We start from the raw sequence: 17,675 nt of genomic DNA on the forward strand, positions 1-17,675 counted from the left end.
GGCATGGGTGGTTGTACCTAGTTGCACCTTTGGTTTGCCCCAGAGTATGATCGCGCCATCTGCAGGTTTCCTCGCGGTATCGGGAACCAGCGTTCGCGTCTTACGGAGAATCAAGCGCATGGCCACCACCACCCTTGGCGTCAAACTCGACGACGCCTCCCGCGAGCGCCTCAAGCGCGTTGCCCAGTCAATCGACCGCACGCCGCACTGGCTGATCAAGCAGGCAATATTTACGTATCTGGAGCAGGTCGAGCGAGGCAACGTCCCGCATGAGACCAGTGCCGCGGGCATGGGGGGCGAGGGTGCGGCGGATGGCGCCGACGGCTTCGACGCGGGGACCGGCGAAGGCGCGGTGCAACCCTTCCTGGAGTTTGCCCAGAGCGTGCAGCCGCAGTCGGTGCTGCGTGCCGCCATCACCGCTGCTTACCGCCGCCCGGAACCCGAGTGCGTGCCGGTGCTGCTGGAACAGGCCCGCCTGCCGCACCAACAGGCCGAAGCCGCCCTGGCCATGGCCCGGACCCTGGCCACGCGGCTGCGCGAACGCAAGGTCGGCACGGGCCGGGAAGGGCTGGTACAGGGTCTGATCCAGGAGTTCTCGCTGTCTTCCCAGGAAGGCGTGGCGCTGATGTGCCTGGCCGAAGCGCTGCTGCGTATTCCCGACAAGGCCACCCGCGACGCGCTGATCCGCGACAAGATCAGCGGCGCCAACTGGCAGTCGCACCTGGGCCAGAGCCCGTCCGTATTCGTCAACGCCGCGACCTGGGGCCTGCTGTTCACCGGCAAGCTGGTGGCCACCCATACCGAGGCCGGTCTGTCCAAGGCGCTCACCCGCATCATCGGAAAGGGCGGCGAGCCGCTGATCCGCAAGGGCGTGGACATGGCGATGCGCCTGATGGGCGAGCAGTTCGTCACCGGTGAGACCATTTCCGAGGCGCTCGCCAACGCACGCAAGTACGAGGCCGAGGGCTTCCGCTACTCCTACGACATGCTGGGCGAGGCGGCCATGACCGAGGCCGACGCGCAGCGCTACCTGGCCTCCTACGAGCAGGCCATCAACGCCATCGGCCAGGCCTCGCGCGGGCGCGGCATCTATGAAGGCCCCGGCATCTCGATCAAGCTTTCGGCCTTGCATCCACGCTACAGCCGCGCGCAGCACGAGCGCGTGGTCAGCGAACTGTATGGCCGCCTCAAGTCCCTGACCCTGCTGGCCCGGCAGTACGACATCGGCATCAATATCGACGCCGAGGAAGCCGACCGCCTGGAAATCTCGCTCGACCTGCTGGAGCGTCTGTGCTTCGAGCCCGAGCTGGCTGGCTGGAACGGCATCGGCTTCGTGGTGCAGGGCTACCAGAAGCGCTGCCCCTTCGTGATCGACTACCTGATCGACCTGGCACGCCGCAGCCGCCACCGCCTGATGATCCGTCTGGTCAAGGGCGCGTACTGGGACAGCGAGATCAAGCGCGCCCAGGTGGACGGGCTGGAGGGTTATCCGGTCTATACCCGCAAGGTCTATACCGACGTGTCCTACGTGGCCTGCGCGCGCAAGCTGCTGTCGGTGCCGGACGCCATCTACCCGCAGTTCGCCACCCATAACGCCCACACGCTGGCGGCCATCTACCAGATCGCCGGCCACAATTACTATCCCGGCCAGTACGAGTTCCAGTGCCTGCACGGCATGGGCGAGCCGCTGTACGACCAGGTGGTCGGCCCGCTGGCCGACGGCAAGTTCAACCGTCCATGCCGCATCTACGCGCCGGTAGGCACGCACGAGACGCTGCTTGCCTACCTGGTGCGCCGCCTGCTGGAAAACGGCGCCAACACGTCCTTCGTGAACCGCATCGCCGACGACACCATCTCGCTGGACGAACTGGTGGCCGATCCGGTCACCGTGGTCGAGCGCATGCACGCCGACGAAGGCGCGCTTGGTCTGCCGCATCCGCGTATCCCGCAGCCGCGCAGCCTTTATGGCGAATCGCGGCCCAACTCCGCCGGTATCGACCTTTCCAACGAACATCGCCTTGCCTCGCTGTCCTCGGCGCTGCTGGCCGGTACCAGCGAGGCCGTCAGTGCCGTGCCGCTGCTGGGCGTGGAAGCCGCTGCCGGCGCGGACGCCGGCCAGCCCGCTCCTGTGCGCAATCCGTCCGACCTGCGTGACGTGGTCGGCCATGTCACCGAAGCCAGCATGGCCGAGGTGGAAGCCGCGCTGCAGGCCGCCGTCAATGCCGCGCCGATCTGGCAGGCGACCCCGGCGGACGTCCGTGCGGTCGCGCTCGAACGCGCGGCGGAACTGATGGAAGCGCAGATGCAGTCCCTGATGGGCATCATCATGCGCGAGGCCGGCAAGACCTTCTCCAACGCCATCGCCGAAGTGCGCGAGGCCGTGGACTTCCTGCGCTACTACGCCGCGCAGGTACGCGAGACCTTCTCCAGCGATACCCACCGCCCGCTGGGGCCGGTGGTCTGTATCAGCCCGTGGAATTTCCCGCTCGCCATCTTTACCGGCCAGGTCGCTGCCGCGCTGGCCGCCGGCAATACGGTGCTGGCCAAGCCCGCCGAGCAGACCCCGCTGATCGCTGCCCAGGCCGTGCGCCTGCTGCGCGAAGCCGGCGTGCCGGCCGGCGCGGTGCAGTTGCTGCCGGGCCGTGGCGAGACCGTGGGCGCCGCGCTGGTGGGCGACGCCCGCGTCAAGGGCGTGATGTTCACCGGCTCCACCGAAGTGGCGCGCCTGCTGCAACGCAGCGTGGCCGGCCGGCTGGACGCCGCCGGCCGCCCGGTGCCGCTGATCGCCGAGACCGGTGGCCAGAACGCGATGATCGTCGATTCTTCCGCGCTGGCGGAACAGGTGGTGGGCGATGTGGTGAATTCCGCTTTTGACTCCGCCGGCCAGCGCTGCTCCGCGCTGCGCGTGCTGTGCCTGCAGGAAGAAGTGGCCGACCGCGTGCTGGAGATGCTCAAGGGCGCCATGGACGAACTCACCATGGGCAACCCGGACCGGCTGTCGACCGACGTCGGACCGGTCATCGACGAGGAAGCGCGCAACAATATCGTGCGCCATATCGACGCCATGCGCGCCAAGGGCCGCCGCGTCCACCAGGCCGATCCGAACGGCGCGGCCAGCGCCGCCTGCCGCAACGGCACCTTTGTGTCGCCGACGCTGATCGAACTCGACAGCATCGAGGAGTTGCAGCGCGAAGTCTTCGGCCCCGTGCTGCACGTGGTGCGCTATCCGCGCACCGGGCTCGACACCTTGCTTGATCAGATCAACGGCACCGGCTACGGCCTGACCATGGGCATCCATACCCGTATCGACGAGACCATTGAACACATCGTGGAGCGGGCGGAGGTGGGCAATCTCTACGTCAACCGCAATATCGTCGGCGCGGTGGTCGGCGTGCAGCCCTTTGGCGGCGAAGGCCTGTCCGGCACCGGTCCCAAGGCCGGCGGCCCGCTCTACCTGCACCGCCTGCTATCGGTCTGCCCGCAGGACGCCGTGGCCCGCGTGGTGCGCGCCTCCGATACGCTCGGCGGCGCCGATGCAACCAGCCCGGTGCGCCGCGCGCTGGCCGATGCACTGGCTACGCTCAAGGAATGGGCCCAGCACGAGAGCGCGGCACTCCCCGAACTGGCGACGGTGTGCGAACGCTTTGCGGCCGCCTCGGCAGCCGGCCTGTCGGTCACGTTGCCCGGCCCGACCGGCGAACGCAACACCTATACGCTGCTGCCGCGCGCGGCCGTGCTGTGCCTGGCCCAGCAGGAGGCCGACCTGGCCACCCAGCTGGCAGCGGTGCTGGCCGCCGGCAGCCAGGCAGTATGGCCCGAAAGCCCCATGGCGCGGGCGCTGTTTGCACGGCTGCCCAAGGCAGTACAATCGCGCGTCCGCCTGGTGCCCGACTGGGCTGCCGGCGACACGAATTTCGATGCGGTGTTGCACCACGGCGATTCCGACCAGTTGCGCACCGTGTGCGAGAAACTGGCCACGCGTCAGGGTCCGATCATTTCGGTGCAAGGCCTGGCTCACGGTGAACCGAATGTGGCCATCGAGCGTTTGTTGATCGAGCGTTCGCTGTCCGTCAACACGGCGGCGGCGGGCGGCAATGCCAGTTTGATGACGATCGGCTGACCGGCCGGCCGTCGATCGAAGCGACGCGAGGCAGCGGCGATCCCGCAGACCTCGCGTATTTGAAAAATCGGGGAGCGTTTCGCGCCACACCCGGACGCGTCCAAAAGCGCAGCAAGGCTATCCAAAAGCCACCAAGGAGAACTGATGAACTCGACTTTCCACAAGACGGCCCTGACCGTTGCCCTGACCGTTGCAGGCCTGTGCGCCACCTCGGCCGCCTTCGCCCAGGCGCAGGAAATCAAGCTGGGTTTTGCCGCGCCGATGACCGGCGGCCAGGCGCAATACGGCAAGGACATGCAAAACGGCATCGTCCTCGCCATTGAGGAAATGAACGCCACCAAGCCCAAGATCGGCGGCAAGGACGTCAAGTTCGTACTGCTCTCCGAAGACGACGCGGCCGACCCCAAGACCGGCTCGGTCGTGGCGCAAAAGCTGGTGGACAACGGTGTCCAGGGCATGCTGGGCCACTTCAACTCGGGCACCAGCATCCCGGCTTCGATGGTCTACAACCGCGCCGGCATTCCCCAGATCGCCATGGCCACCGCGCCCGAGTACACCCGCCAGGGCTTCAAGACCACCTTCCGCATGATGACCTCCGACACCCAGCAGGGTTCGGTGATCGGTGCTTTCGTGGTGAAGAAGCTGGGCGCCAAGAACATCGCCATCGTCGACGACCGCACCGCCTACGGCCAGGGCCTTGCCGACGAGTTCGAGAAGGCGGCCAAGGCTGCAGGCGGCAAGATCGTGCGCCGCGAGTTCACCAACGACAAGGCGGTGGACTTCAAGGCCGTGCTGACCAATATCAAGCGCAGCAACCCGGACGTGATCTTCTTCGGCGGCGCGGAAACGCAATCCGCGCCGATGGCCAAGCAGGTCAAGGAGCTCGGCATGAAGTCGCCGGTGGTATCGGGCGAAATGTCGAAGACCGACAACTTCCTGAAGCTGGCCGGCCCTGCCGCCGAGGGCACGGTAGTATCGCTGGCCGGCCTGCCGCTGGAGCAGATGCCCGGTGGCGCCACCTACGAGAAGAAGTACGAGAAGCGCTTCGGCGGCAAGGTGCAGACCTACTCGCCGTACGCCTATGACGGCGCCACGGCCATGATGACCGCCATGATCAAGGCCGGTTCGGCCGATCCGGCGCGCTACCTGCCGGTGCTGGCGGCCACCAACATGCAAGGCGTGACCACCAAGACACTGGCCTACGACGCGCGTGGCGACCTGAAGGACGGCGGTATCACCGTCTACAAGGTGGTTGGCGGCAAGTGGACCGTGCTGGAGACGGTTGGCGGCAAGTAAGCCACCCGGCCTGGGCTCGCGCCCAGTGGCGAAACGGCAACGCCACCTTTGGGTGGCGTTGCCGTTTCTGCGTACATCGGGGCGACGCCGCTGACCAGTATCGTGCTTGCGACGGGAATCTCCCCCCTTTTTCTCACGTGCGGGAGGGGGCCGCGATGGCGCATAATCCCGCACTCGCACATCCACCCAGAAGGAGCAGTCCGTGTCCGTGCAGGAAGTCAGCTACGACCACGCCATCGAGTTAGCCAACGCCGAGCGCTACGATGAAGCGCTGGTCATCCTCGACCAGCTCTCGCAGGCGCAGCCGCAAGTGGTGGATTTCGATTGCCTGCGGGCACGCCTGCACTATGACCGCGGCGACGCGCAGCAGGCTTTCGCCGTGCTCGACGCCGCGCTGGCGAAGCTGCCCGGTCTGCCGCTGCATCCGGCGCACCGCTGGTCCTCGCGCGGCGTGATCGCGCATCGCTACGGCATGCTGCTGCTGGGGATGGACCGCCCTCAGGAGGCGCTGCCCTGGCTGGAAGAAGCGGCGCTGCGCAACGGCTTGTCCTCGGGGGAGTGGAGCGCGCGCCTGCATGCGGGCCTGGTGCACTACCGGTTGGGGGATTTCGCCCGGGCTGGCGCTTATTGGTACGACTTGCTGTACCGCGCCCCCGACCTGGGCGCCGCTGACATTCTGGGCCAGGCAGTGGCCCACGTGAACGCCGCCGGCGAGCAGGCCGAGCCGATGCTGCGCCTGTGCCTGGCACGGATCGGCCTGGACAACCCCGAACTGCTCGAACTCGACGAAGCCGCGGGCGACGCCCTGGCCGCCGAACAGGCGGGGATCGTGCTGGCCAGCCAGCCGGACCATCCGCAAGCCCGCCGCATCCGTGCCCCGCTGCGCTACCGGGCCGGCGAGCTGGACGGCGCCTGGGACGACTTCGCCACCTACCAGCGCCAGGCGCCGGACCCGAAGGCGCAGGTGCGCGAACTGGAATGGCGCCACCAGTCCGGTGAAGCCGAGCCGTGGCTGCGCTTCGCTTTCGTGGAGAACGCCACCGACGCGACCGGCTACTACAACGCCGGCGTGGCGCTGGCCGAGTTCATGGATGCCGTGCCGGCCGCCGAGGCCGCGCTGACGCCGCACCTGATCAAGGCGTATCGCCTGGGCGTGGCGCGCTTCGAGTCGTACTTTGCCAGCGGCGAGGGCGGCTACGACGACGCCGACCCGCATATCTATTCGATGCTGTGCCACAACCTGGCCACCCGGCTGGAAGGTGCCGCCAACCTCGCCGAGCGCATCGCCCTGCACGAGAAGGGCATCGCGGTCAGCGAATTCATCGAGCACTGGATCGACCTGCTCGAATGCCTGGAGGCCGCCGGCCAGCACCAGAAAGCCGTGGAAGTGGCGGGCGATGTCCTCAATCGCTACCCGCTGGAGCGCGATCCCGCCAATGTGGGCTGGATCTTCAGCCGGCTGATGAGCACCTGGAAGGCGATCGGCGGTGCGGAAGTGACTTCGGCAGCCCGCGATGCGCTGGCGCATATGGATGCCCGCGCCGATGCCCTGCCAGTGGAAGAGCGCAGCCAGGCCGCGCACGCGCTGGCGCACGCCCGCGCCCACTTCGCCGGGCTGCTGCGCAATGCCACGGGCGGCATGGACCAGCATGACCGTACCGATGCGCTGGCCGAGATCGAGGCTTTGCAACGCCGCGCGCTGCTGATCGAGGACGCGTGGCTGTGCAACGAGTTCGGCATGATCTGGCGTGACCTTGGCGCCCCCGACCGTGCACTGCCGCTGTTCGAGCAAGCCATCGGGCTGACTGCCGACGACCCCCGTGACCAGGCTTTCCCGCGTTTGCAGCGTGCCCTGATCCGCACCGGCGAGAAGCAGTACGCCGAGGCGCTGACGGATTTCCAGGCGGCCTTTGCCGCGCGCGACGGCTGGGAAGGCGATGCTTATCTCGGTGCCGTCGAGGCCGCGCTCGGGCTGGAGCAACGCGAGACCGCGCTGGGCTATTTCGAGAAGGCCCGCGCGGGTGGCGCCGCGCAGGGCAAATCGCGCACACTGTACGCTCGCGTGGAAGCCAGCTTGCGCGCGACCCGGCCGGCATGGAAGTTCTGGGGCGTGTAGCGTCTGTACGGAAGCGCTCCGACCCTGATGCAAAAAAAAACGCCATCCCGGTAAGATGGCGTTTTTTTACGCCTGAACGCATCACGTTGCCTGCAAATTCCATTCTCTGTCGGACAAAATCCGACAGGGATTTTCGTGCGCCTCCGTTACCATGTAGCCCATGAATGGACTAAGCCAATTGTTTCCAAGCCTGCCCCTGGTACCGGGCGGGCTTTTCTGGGTCGGGCTGGCGCTGGTGGGCGCCGGCCTGGCGGGAGAGATATGCCGCACGTACCTGCGGCTGCCCCGGATCGTCGGCTATGCCGCCGCGGGCCTGCTGGCCGGCATGCTTGGCCGCGGCATCGTGGACGAAGACATGATCGCGCAGAGCCGCGTCCTGATCGATATGGCGCTGGCGCTGGCGCTGTTCGAACTGGGGCACCGGCTCTCGCTCACCTGGCTGCGGGCTAACCGCTGGCTGCTCTTCACCAGTGCCTTTGAAAGCCTGCTGACCTGGGGCCTGGTGGCCACCGTGCTGCAATGGATCGGCGTGAGCCCGGCCGTGGCCATCCTGGCCGGCGGTATCGCCGTCAGCACTTCGCCGACCATCGTGCTGCAACTCAAGAATGAACTGCGCGCGGAAGGGCAGGTGACTGAACGGCTGCTCGCCATGGCGGCCCTGAACAGCATCTACGCCGCCACCATCGTCCAGTTGGCCACGGGCTGGCTGCATTCCGAATACGGCAATCTCGGCGCCGCGCTGCTGCATCCGCTCTACCTGCTGGTGGGATCCTGCCTGCTGGCCTGGATCGTCGGCAAGCTCGGGCACGGCATCTACGCACGCATGGCCTCGGACGATCACTACAGCTTCCTGGTGCTGGTGGGACTGGTGCTGCTCACGCTGGCGCTCACGCGCGTACTCAAGCTTTCCATGCCGCTCACGCTGATGCTGGCCGGCGTCGTCTTCAAGCACCAGGACAGCCAGCCGCGCGTGTGGCCGGCGCATTTCGGCAGCGCGGGCAGCCTGTTGATCATCGTGATGGTGGTGTCGCTCGGCCTGCCGCTGACCGCGCACGACTGGGCCATCGGCGGCGGCGCCGCCTGTGTGCTGGTACTGCTGCGCCACTTCGCCAAGCTGGTGGGCGTGGTCTCGCTGGGCTCCTTCTCGGGCCTGAGCCTGAAGCAGTGCGTGGCGCTCGGTCTCGCGCTGGCGCCCATGTCGGGTCTGGCGTACCTGTTGATGAGCGATGTCGCGCTGCTGTATCCGAACACCGGCGAGCCGCTGGCGGCCATTATCCTGTGCACGCTGGCGATCGAACAATTGATGGGGCCCACGATGGCGGCCTGGGCACTTCGCTTTGCGGGCGAGGTCAGAAGCAATGGAGGAGGGCGCTGATGTCACTCGAACCGTTCAAGCACTCCGAAGCGCTGACTTTCGGCGTGGAACTGGAGCTGCAACTCGTCAATCGTCACGACTATGACCTGGCGCCGTTCGCGCCGGACCTGCTGCGTGCGCTGAAAGGCGCGCAGCATGCCGGCGACATCAAGCCTGAGATCAGCCCCTCGATGATCGAGATCAGCACCGGCATCTGCACGAGTTATGCACAGGCGCTGGACGAACTCGGCACCATGCGCGACCTGATGGTGGATGCCTCGCGTTCGCTCAACCTAGGCATCTGCGGCGGCGGCACCCATCCCTTCCAGCAGTGGGCCGACCGCACCATCTCCGATTCGCCGCGCTACCAGTACATCTCCGAACTCTATGGCTACCTGGCCAAGCAGTTCACGGTGTTCGGCCAGCACGTGCATATCGGCTGCCCGAGCGCCGACGACTCGCTGTTCCTGCTCCATGCCATCGGCCGCTACGTGCCGCACTTCATCGCGCTGGCCGCCTCGTCGCCTTATGTGCAGGGCGTGGACACCGGGTTCGCCTCGGCGCGGCTGAACTCGGTCGCGGCCTTCCCCATGAGCGGGCGCGCGCCGCACCTGCTCACCTGGGATGCGTTCACCGCCTACTTCGAGAAGATGCGCAAGACCGGCGTGATCGAGAGCATGAAGGACTTCTACTGGGATATCCGTCCCAAGCCCGAGTTCGGCACCATCGAGGTCCGCGTGATGGACACGCCGCTCACGGTGGGCCGTGCTTGCGATATCGCCGCCTACATCCAGGCGCTTGCGCGCTACCTGCTCCTCTCGCGCCCCTTCATGCCGCAGGAAGACGACTACCTCGTCTACACTTTCAACCGCTTCCAGGCTTGCCGCTTCGGGCTGGAAGGCGAGTATGTGCATCCCAACGAGCTCACGCGCATGCCGATCGCGGATCACATCATCTCGATCTGCGATGCGCTGGTCCCCCATGCCGAAGCGCTGGGATCGCTCGATGCGCTGGCCAATATCCGCGCGCTGGCGCAAAGCCGCAACGGCGATGCCGAGCGCGTGCGCCAGATCGACGCCAGCACGCGGAGTCTGCGCGAAACGGTGCGGCAGACTTGCGATAGCTGGGCGACCTGAGCGCGCTACGGTTACCACGTGCAGGCAACCCGCGCAAACCGGCGGAGCAGGACTAGAATTAACGCATCAGATGCCCGTGACGACAACCTTCGGAGCTACGATGAAAGCGCTTTCCACCAAAGCAGAACGGACGCGCGGACGTCCTTCGGACCGGGCCGTGAACGCTCTCGCTGCGATTGTCGGACTGGTCACGCTAGCCATCGGCATCGGCTGGCTCATCTATGAACATGTCGTGAATTTCGAGGTGCCTTACTTCGCGATTCCGCTGGTCCTTTCCGTGCCGGTGATCGCCGCGGCGGCGGTCCGCTGCATCTGGGACTAGCCCGGTCCGCACCGCGAGGCCGGAAGCCGACGCCGATCCTCAACCGCTGCCACCTGGCGTGGCAGTCGCATCCCATTGCCCCTGTCGCGCGCCGTTCCTGCGCTGGCGCCGCGATATCAGGCCTGCGCGCCCACGTACACCGGCTCGCAGCGCACCTCCGACTTGACCGAGTTCGCAATGAAGCACGCATCGTGCGCCGTGTGATGCAGGTGGGCGATTTCATCGCGGCTCGGTCGCCGCTCCCCGGAGAAGGTGACTTCGGGTCTTAGCGTGACCACCGTGATGGCCATCCTGCCTTCCGCGTTCTTCGCCATGGTCCCGACTGCCGCATCAAAGTAGCGGTCCACGCAGAACTTGTGCTTGGCGGCGATGGACAGGAACCACAGCATGTGGCAACTGGACAGTGCGGAGACGAAGGCCTCTTCAGGATCGATCGCCGCGGCCTCCGACATGGGCAGCGGCACGACATGCGGCGACGACGAACCCGGCACCTCGATGCCGCCATCGAATCGCAGCGTGTGTTTCCGGCTGTAGCGGTTGCCGAGGAAATCCTGTTCTCCACGTAGCCATAGGATTTCTGCGGTGTACTGGGCCATGTCCTGTCTCTCCTGTCTGCATTATCTTGCCGTGGCCAATGCGCTTTCGGCGGCGCCCGCCTATGCCCCGTGCGGGACCTGCTCCCCATCGCGCAAGCCAAGCCGCTGGTTCGCGGGCACGGCCACGTCGATCAGCTTGGGCTTCGGCAGGTTCAGCTGCGCCATCATCTCGATGAACTGGGTACGCGTGCGGCCGGCCACGCGGCTGTTGTGCGCGCGCTCCTGGCCGATGGTGGATTCGGTGCGGCCCTTGTAGTCGTGGGCGGGATAGACCACGGTGTCGTCGGGCAGCGCGAAGAGTTTCTGCGTGAGGCTGTCGTATAGCGTGCCGGCATCGCCGGACTGGAAATCGGTGCGGCCGCAGCCGTCGATCAGCAGCGCGTCGCCGGTGAAGATGCGGCGCACCACGCCGGCGGGGGTGGGCTCTTCCCACAGGTAACTCATGCTGCCGGCGGTGTGCCCGGGCGTGTGGATGGCGCGCAGCGTCTGCGTGCCGAACCGCAGCGTGTCGCCGTCGATCAGCTGCTTCTGCGCGGGCTGGATATCGCAGCCCGAGGGCGCGGCGGTGTGCGCGCCGGTTTGCAGCGCAACATGGCCCGCGGAGGTGATGTGGTCGGCGTGGGCATGGGTCTCGACCACCCACGCCAGCGTGGCGCCGCTGGCCTGCAGCAGCGCCAGGTCGCGGTCTAGCTGGTGATCCACCGGATCGATCAGTAGCGCCTCCCGTGTGGCGGCGTCGATCAGCAGGTAGGTGAAGGTGGAGGAGGTTTCGTCGAACAGCTGATGGAAGGTCTGCATGGCTGCACCGCCTGAGTGGGAACGGACATGATAGCGCTACCGCACGGATTCATGGCTATCCGCGCGTGGCTTCATGGCCTCACAGCAGCCGCTCCCACAGCACGCGGAAGGGCACCGCCGGCACCAGGAAGCAGAACGGCTGCGCGCACTCGCCGGGCGGCACGCCGAGCTCGCGCAGCATCGGCAGATCGCACTCGCCAATGACCGCTTCCAGCGGCTGCACGGCGGCGAGATCGATCGGCAGGTCGATACCGGCGTGGGCGATGCGGCCGGCATCCTCTACGTGCGAGATCGCACTGTCCTGCAGGCACAGGAAGGCGACCACGGATTCCCAGGAGTCGAAGCAGCCAGCGAAGCCGCCAGCAAGCGCGGCGAGGACACCAGCCGGGCCAGCCATCTGCCGGGCAGGCCGGGCCTGGGGTGGACGAAACGGTTGTGGATAAGTTGGGTGGGCTGCTGCGGCTGGGGCGGCAATCGCGTCAAGCGACGGACACCACTTCGCTGATCTGCACCACCGGCACCGCATCGGTGTAGTTGGGGATGTCGAGCTGCAGCTCGGTGCCGGCGGCCTTTGCGGCGGCAACGAAGTCCTGCACCGATTCGAACAGGAAATGGCACATCACCGTGTAGGCCGGATCCGAGCCCGGCGCACCGCCGCCCAGCCCGCGCTCCACCGCCACGCCCCGGTAGCCGGGTTGCGCGCTGAACAGTTCGATGGCGCGCGGCATGTGCCGCTGCAGGTAGTAGTCCATGTCGAACTTGCCGCCCTTGCTGTGCGGGTAGAGAAAACTGATTCTGACCATGCCGGACTCCAAGTGGGTGAAGTGGGTGGATGCCCGGCAAGCGTAGCAGAAAGCGTGGCAGTGGAAGAAGGAACGGGAAGCGGGCTCAGCACTCCACGATATTCACCGCCAGCCCGCCGCGCGCCGTTTCCTTGTACTTGGTCTTCATGTCGGCGCCGGTCTCGCGCATGGTCTTGATGACCGAATCCAGCGACACGTAATGCATGCCGTCGCCGCGCAACGCCATGCGCGCGGCGTTGACGGCTTTCACCGACGCCATGGCATTGCGTTCGATGCAGGGAATCTGCACCAGCCCGCCAACCGGGTCGCAGGTCAGGCCAAGGTTGTGTTCCATGCCGATCTCGGCTGCGTTCTCGACCTGCTCGGGCGTGCCACCCATCACCGCGGCGAGCGCGCCGGCGGCCATCGAGCAGGCCACGCCGACTTCGCCCTGGCAGCCCACCTCGGCACCCGAGATCGAGGCATTGAGCTTGTAGAGCATGCCGATGGCGCCGGCGGTAAGCAGGAAGTCGATCACGCCCTGCGGGTTGGCGCCAGGCACGAAGCGGTCATAGTAATGCAGCACGGCCGGGATGATGCCGGCCGCGCCGTTGGTTGGCGCGGTGACCACCCGGCCGCCGGCTGCATTTTCCTCATTGACGGCGATCGCGTACAGGTTGACCCAGTCCATGACCGAGAGCGGATCGGCCAGCGCGCGCTCGGCGTGCTCGGTGAGGTTGCGGAACAGTTCGGGGGCGCGGCGCTTGACCTTGAACGGTCCCGGCAGCTCGCCGTCGGTACGGCAGCCGCGTGCCACACAGGCCTGCATCACGGCCCAGATCTGCAGCAGGCCGGCGTTGACCTCGGCCTCGCTGCGCCACACGCACTCGTTCTCCATCATCATCCGCGCGATGCTCTTCTTGCTGGCGGCCGCCATTTCCAGCATGGCGCGCCCGCTGCGGAAGGGGTACGGCAGTTGCTGGTCAGCTTCCAGGATCTGCGTGTTGGCCGCGCCGGCGGTGATGACGAAGCCGCCGCCCACCGACAGGTAGCGCCCCTCGCGGATGGGCTCGCCGCCGGCATTGAAGGCATGGAATTTCATGCCGTTGGGATGCTCGGCCATGGCCTCGCGGCGGTAGAAGACGATGTGTTCCTTCTCGACAAAGGGCACGGGGTGCGTGCCCAGCAGCGATAGCGTGCGGCTGGCGCGCAGCGCGGCCAGGCGCAGCTCGATGGTGTCGGGATCGATGGTGTCCGGCGCCTCGCCCTGCAGGCCGAGGATCACACCCTTGTCGGTGCCGTGGCCGCGCCCGGTAGCGCCGAGCGAGCCGTACAGCTCGATGCGTACGCTGGCCACTTGCGGCAGCAGGCCGTCGCGCGCCAGGCCCTGGGCAAACATCAGGGCCGCGCGCATCGGGCCCACGGTGTGGGAACTGGAGGGGCCGATGCCCACCTTGAACAGGTCGAAAACGCTGACAGCCACGGCAAGGCTCCTGGTTGGCTACGCGCCGGTCTCAGACCGACGAGTTGCCGATGTCGTTATCGGGGGCGCGCCACAGCGAGGTGGCAGCGTCCTGGGGGGTGGGTGGGGCGTCTTTCTTCGCCATCACGCTGATGGTGCCGTCGTTTTCGAGGATGGCGAAATGCACATCGCTCACGCGCTCGCAGCCGGCATGGCGCAGCGCCTTGTGCAGGTCGTCTCGCGTAATGAAGGCGCGTTTCATCACGTCGGGAAACACCTTGCCTTCGTGGATCAGTATCTCGGGGCGCCCTTCGACCACATCCTCGAAGCGCCGGCTGCGCCAGCTTAGCCAGGCCAGCCCGAGATTGGCCGCGATCAGCGTCACGGCCAGGATCAGGCCGGCGGTGACCGAGTTGTCTCCCGCGTTCATGGCGTTCTGCACCGCGTTGGACAGGACCAGCAGCAGCACCAGGTCAAACGGCGTGAGCTGGCCGATCTGGCGCTTGCCGGAAAGCCGCAGCAACACCAGCAGGCTGCCGTAGACGATCAGTCCGCGCAGGACGAATTCCCACCATGGGGCGCTGAGATTCCACATGCGTGCTCCGTTTGCCGGGCACGGCCGGGTGGCCGCGCATCCACACCGAGCATAGCGCGCTGGCGAAGTGCCGGGGTTGCCGCGACGGCCGCAACCCCGGCATCCACCAGCTTACTCCTCAGCGTACTCGCTCATCGGCACACACGCGCAGAACAGGTTGCGGTCGCCGTACACGTTGTCGGCACGGCCGACCGGCGGCCAGTACTTCTGCGTGCGCAGCGCGGCCACCGGGTAGGCGGCTTCCTGGCGCGTGTACTTGTGCTCCCACGCATCGGCGGTGATCACGGCGGCGGTGTGCGGCGCGTTCTTCAGCGGGTTGTCCTCGCGGTCGAAGCTGCCGTCCTCCACACGGCCGATCTCGGCGCGGATGGCGATCATGGCGTCGATAAAGCGGTCCAGCTCGTGCAGGGCTTCGCTTTCGGTCGGCTCGATCATCAGCGTGCCCGGTACGGGGAAGCTCATGGTCGGGGCGTGGAACCCGTAGTCCATCAGGCGCTTGGCCACGTCCTCGTTGGAGATGCCGGTGCTCTTCTGCAGCGGGCGCAGATCCAGGATGCACTCGTGCGCCACCAGGCCGTGCTGGCCGGTATAGAGCACGGGGAAGTGCGGGGACAGGCGGCGGGCCACGTAGTTGGCGGCCAGGATGGCGTTCTCCGTGGCGGCGGTCAGGCCGGCCGAGCCCATCATGGCGATGTACATCCACGAGATTGGCAGGATGCTGGCCGAGCCGAACGGCGCGGCGGAAACACCGCCGATGCCCTGGTCGTCGCGGCGATAGCCCACGCTGTCCTGGTTGGGCAGGAAGTCCGCCAGGTGCGCGCCGACCGCCACCGGGCCAACGCCCGGGCCGCCGCCGCCGTGGGGGATGCAAAAGGTCTTGTGCAGGTTCAGGTGGGACACGTCGCCGCCGAACTGGCCCGGCGCGGCGGTGCCGACCATGGCGTTCATATTGGCGCCGTCCACGTAGACCTGGCCGCCGTGCTTGTGCACGATATCGCAGATCTGCTGCACGCCCTGCTCGAACACGCCATGCGTGGACGGGTAGGTGATCATGATGGCGGCGAGGTTCTTGCTGTGCTGTTCCGCCTTCTTCGCCAGGTCTTCCAGGTCGACGTTGCCGTTCTCGTCACAGGCCACCACCACCACCTTCATGCCGGCCATCTGCGCCGAGGCCGGGTTGGTGCCGTGGGCGGAGGAGGGGATCAGGCAGATGTCGCGATGGCTTTCGCCACGGCTGGCGTGATAGGCGTGAATGATCAGCAGGCCGGCGTATTCCCCTTGCGAGCCGGCGTTGGGCTGCAGGCTCACCGCGGCGTAGCCGGTCGCGGCGCACAGCATGGCTTCGAGCTGGTCGATCATCTCGCGGTAGCCGACCGTCTGGTCCAGCGGCGCGAACGGGTGCACCTTGCTGAACTCGGGCCACGTCACCGGGATCATCTCGCTGGTGGCGTTGAGCTTCATGGTGCACGAGCCCAGCGGGATCATGGTGCGGTCCAGCGCCAGGTCCTTGTCGGCCAGCATGCGCAGGTAGCGCAGCATCTCGTGCTCGGCGTGATGCGTGTTGAACACCGGATGGGTCAGGTAGGCGCTCTGGCGCGCCAGGCCGGCCGGGTAGGCGTCCTGCGCGGCGGCTTCCAGCGCGTCGAAATCGGGCACCGGCTTGCCGTGGGCGAAGATTTCCAGCAGGGTGACGACGTCTTCACGCGAGGTGGTTTCGTCCAGCGAGATACCGATGCGGGTGGCGCCGGCGTGGCGCAGGTTGATGCCGCGGGCGGTTGCCGATGCGTGCAGGGCTTCGGTGTTGAAACCGGTTTCCAGGGTCAGCGTGTCGAAATAGTCGGCGTTGGTGCGCGCATAGCCGAGCTGCTGCAGGCCGCCGGCCAGCGTGGCGGTCAGGCGGTGCACGCGCTGCGCGATGCGCTTGAGGCCTTGCGGGCCGTGGTACACGGCGTACATCGAGGCCATCACGGCCAGCAGGACCTGCGCCGTGCAGATGTTCGAGGTGGCCTTCTCGCGGCGGATATGCTGCTCGCGCGTCTGCAGGGCCAGGCGATAGGCCTTGTTGCCTTGCGCGTCGATGGTCACGCCCACCAGGCGGCCGGGCATGGAGCGCTTGAAGGCATCCTTGACCGCCATGTAGCCGGCGTGCGGGCCGCCGAAACCGAGCGGCACGCCAAAGCGCTGCGAGTTGCCCACCGCCACGTCGGCGCCCCATTCGCCGGGCGCGGCGATCAGGGTCAGCGCCAGCAGGTCGGCGGCAGCCACCACCAGGCCGCCGGCGGCGTGCACGGCATCGGCGATGGCGCGGTAGTCGGCGACATCGCCATTGACGCCGGGGTACTGCAGCAGTACCCCGAAGGCATGGGCGCCGGCGGCTTCCGAAGCGGGGCCGACCTTGACCTCGATGCCCAGCGGCAGGGCGCGGGTACGTACCACTTCCAGCGTTTGCGGCAGCACGTCGTCGGCCACGTAGAAGGTATTGGAAGCGTGCTTGTTGACGCGCTGCAGCAGGGTCATGGCCTCGGCGGCCGCGGTGCCTTCGTCCAGCATGGACGCGTTGGCGATGTCCAGCCCGGTCAGGTCGGTCACCATCTGCTGGAAGTTCAGCATGGCTTCCAGGCGGCCTTGCGAGATCTCGGGCTGGTAGGGCGTGTAGGCGGTGTACCAGGCCGGGTTCTCGAAGATATTGCGCAGGATCACGCCCGGCGTCAGGGTGTTGTAGTAACCCTGGCCGATAAAGCTCTTGAGTACTTTGTTCTTGTTCGCCAGCCCGCGCAGCCTGGCAAGCGCTGCTTCCTCGGTCAGCGGCTCGGTGAACTCGCCCAGCGGCATGCCGTCGCGGCGGCGGATGGCGGCGGGGATGACGGCGTCGATCAGCGCGGCGCGGTTGTCATAGCCGAGCACCTTGAGCATGTGCTGTTGCTCGGCGGCATCGGGGCCGATATGGCGGGAGGCGAAGGCGTCGCGCGCCTCCAGTTCGGCCAGCGTGGGCCGGGCAACTTGGGCGGCAGTCATGGGCAGGGGGGCGTTCATGGCAAGAATCTCGTGGGAGCGGTGCGGCGGGTGGTCGGCCCGGTCCGCGTCGCGGCAGTCTTTGT

Annotated in this window: 13 protein-coding genes; 6 read left to right on the forward strand and 7 right to left on the reverse strand. The window is 67.0% G+C overall.

From position 1 onward, the window contains the following. Positions 1–118 precede the first annotated feature (118 nt). The 6 genes from putA (at position 119) to AC1DS6_RS09165 (ending at position 10,344) form a co-directional block, all read left to right on the forward strand. A complete protein-coding gene (putA, locus tag AC1DS6_RS09140) occupies positions 119–4,120 on the forward strand; it encodes a trifunctional transcriptional regulator/proline dehydrogenase/L-glutamate gamma-semialdehyde dehydrogenase (protein ID WP_441632244.1) in 4,002 nt (1,333 codons plus the stop codon). Positions 4,121–4,264: 144 nt separating this feature from the next. Then, the gene (locus AC1DS6_RS09145; protein WP_045242258.1) at positions 4,265–5,416 is read left to right on the forward strand and encodes a branched-chain amino acid ABC transporter substrate-binding protein; all 1,152 of its coding nucleotides are present in this window, start codon (positions 4,265–4,267) and stop codon (positions 5,414–5,416) included. 202 nt (positions 5,417–5,618) lie between these two features. Further along, positions 5,619–7,532: a tetratricopeptide repeat protein gene (locus AC1DS6_RS09150; RefSeq protein WP_441632248.1), complete on the forward strand. Its 1,914-nt coding sequence runs from the start codon at positions 5,619–5,621 to the stop codon at positions 7,530–7,532. Positions 7,533–7,692: 160 nt separating this feature from the next. Then, positions 7,693–8,907, forward strand: a complete 1,215-nt coding sequence (locus AC1DS6_RS09155) for a cation:proton antiporter (RefSeq protein WP_441632249.1) — start codon at positions 7,693–7,695, stop codon at positions 8,905–8,907. After that, entirely contained in the window at positions 8,907–10,022 is a 1,116-nt protein-coding gene (locus AC1DS6_RS09160) for a YbdK family carboxylate-amine ligase (RefSeq protein WP_441632251.1), read from the forward strand. Before AC1DS6_RS09155 ends, AC1DS6_RS09160 begins: the two co-directional genes overlap by 1 nt. Positions 10,023–10,122: 100 nt before the next feature. Next, positions 10,123–10,344, forward strand: coding sequence for a hypothetical protein (locus tag AC1DS6_RS09165; RefSeq protein WP_441632252.1), 222 nt, complete (start codon positions 10,123–10,125; stop codon positions 10,342–10,344). Between the two features lie 116 nt (positions 10,345–10,460). Here AC1DS6_RS09165 and AC1DS6_RS09170 read toward each other — a convergent pair whose 3' ends face one another. The 7 genes from AC1DS6_RS09170 to gcvP all read right to left on the reverse strand — a co-directional run bounded on the left by AC1DS6_RS09170 (position 10,461) and on the right by gcvP (position 17,610). Continuing rightward, a complete protein-coding gene (locus AC1DS6_RS09170; protein WP_441632254.1) occupies positions 10,461–10,940 on the reverse strand; it encodes an OsmC family protein in 480 nt (159 codons plus the stop codon). Between the two features lie 60 nt (positions 10,941–11,000). Further along, complete coding sequence (locus AC1DS6_RS09175) at positions 11,001–11,738, reverse strand: MBL fold metallo-hydrolase (protein WP_441632256.1); 738 nt, start codon at positions 11,736–11,738, stop codon at positions 11,001–11,003. 79 nt (positions 11,739–11,817) lie between these two features. Continuing rightward, positions 11,818–12,135, reverse strand: coding sequence for a hypothetical protein (locus tag AC1DS6_RS09180; RefSeq protein WP_441632258.1), 318 nt, complete (start codon positions 12,133–12,135; stop codon positions 11,818–11,820). 82 nt (positions 12,136–12,217) lie between these two features. Continuing rightward, positions 12,218–12,541: an EthD family reductase gene (locus AC1DS6_RS09185; protein ID WP_441632260.1), complete on the reverse strand. Its 324-nt coding sequence runs from the start codon at positions 12,539–12,541 to the stop codon at positions 12,218–12,220. A gap of 85 nt (positions 12,542–12,626) precedes the next feature. Further along, a complete protein-coding gene (locus AC1DS6_RS09190) occupies positions 12,627–14,003 on the reverse strand; it encodes an L-serine ammonia-lyase (protein ID WP_441632262.1) in 1,377 nt (458 codons plus the stop codon). Between the two features lie 31 nt (positions 14,004–14,034). Continuing rightward, positions 14,035–14,577 carry a DUF421 domain-containing protein gene (locus AC1DS6_RS09195; protein WP_441632263.1) on the reverse strand — a complete coding sequence of 181 codons (543 nt, stop codon included), beginning with the start codon at positions 14,575–14,577 and terminating at the stop codon, positions 14,035–14,037. A 111-nt stretch (positions 14,578–14,688) separates the two neighbouring features. Then, on the reverse strand, positions 14,689–17,610 hold the full coding sequence (gene gcvP / locus AC1DS6_RS09200) for an aminomethyl-transferring glycine dehydrogenase (RefSeq protein ID WP_441632265.1): 2,922 nt from the start codon (positions 17,608–17,610) through the stop codon (positions 14,689–14,691). Between the last annotated feature and the right edge of the window lie 65 nt (positions 17,611–17,675).

This window comes from Cupriavidus sp. 05L310 (assembly GCF_056398185.1).